The 1,270-nt window shown below is 41.7% G+C and carries 2 pseudogenes; both read left to right on the top strand.

Going from position 1 to position 1,270, the window contains the following annotated elements:
- Positions 1–218: pseudogene (locus R7E78_RS24235) on the top strand (arginase); the annotation flags it as partial.
- Positions 219–518: 300 nt separating this feature from the next.
- Positions 519–1,270: pseudogene (locus R7E78_RS24230) on the top strand (polymer-forming cytoskeletal protein); the annotation flags it as partial.

Here is a 1,270-nt window from a genome sequence, read left to right as displayed (position 1 = left end):
TAGATTTAGGTTCACTATCAACGAAAAACAATCTTGAAGGTACGCCATCGCTGGATATTCAAATGGTACTGAGAACATTAAGGTTGTGTTTGGTATCTGGTAAGGTAAAAGCGATTCAACTTGTAGGCGACCGTGACCGATTGGTGTATTCACGACAAACCAAAGCCATTCTTGAGGAGTTGTATCAGATGGCTCCCCTGCTCGACCACGCGGCGTAGCGAATAATTGTACAGAATAAGGCCGTCACTTGGCCTTATTCTGGTAGAGCCTCACCTTTTATTATCATTTACTAACAAATACTTACACCATCAATGCGACTTATGTCACATTTATCTATTGAACAAACAACCCATCTAAGTTCTAATATCCTTACATCACTATGGTATGACATACGAAATAAAAACCCCCATAGTTCAATAACTAAGCGGTTCTTCTAATAATATTTAGCCGCTATTTCTCTGAGACACTTATTTTCTCTCGCTTGATGTCATTCAGTTCCACGAGATTTAGGATACTTAATGATGCGTCTTTACTGCGTTATTGCTACGGCCATGTTGATGCCGTTAACAGCACAAGCAACGGTTTATGACGTTGCAAAACCATCTGAGCTAAACCAAATATGCTCAACTCATAGTTCTTTTGATATTCAAAGAACAAACACTACCTTTTTTTGCCATGGCAAGATCGTATTACCCGTTGGTGATTCCATCATCTCCTCTTCACCTGAGAACGAAGTCATACTAGAAGCTCATCAAGGCATTGTTTTAGAGGGCAATAACCGAATTGGTGAGCCGAATAAACGCATCTCACTTCGCTCGCTTTCAGTCGAGTTGAAGGTTAACAATGAGCAAGCTTCGAGCATTGAAGATTACCAAAACAAACACACTGTTATTTATGGAGACCTTCTGTCGGCCTACCCAACAAAACTGCATAATGTTCTCATCGATGGGGATATAGAGCTAACGGGGTCGACGCTTCATATTGACGGTGAGTACAACACCATTATTGGTAAAATTTTGACTCACAGTACGACCGATATATTCAATGCTAACGTTTGTGGCACCATTGAATCAAAAGGCCATCAATTGCATCTCAAGACGAAGCACCCTTTCCAACAACATTTCGTCGTCGGTGATATTGTGGCGCACGGTTCTCTGCTTATTGATGATATGGCGGTTTACGGCACGACGGAGTCCAAAGGGGCATCTGCCGCACTGAACGGTTCGTTCTACGCGAAAGATACTGCGATTAAGTACTTCCAGACATTAAA

It is taken from the genome of Vibrio sp. YT-19(2023), assembly GCF_033337395.1.
Note: the sequence above shows the minus strand (reverse complement) of the source record. Positions and strands in the feature narration are given on the sequence as shown.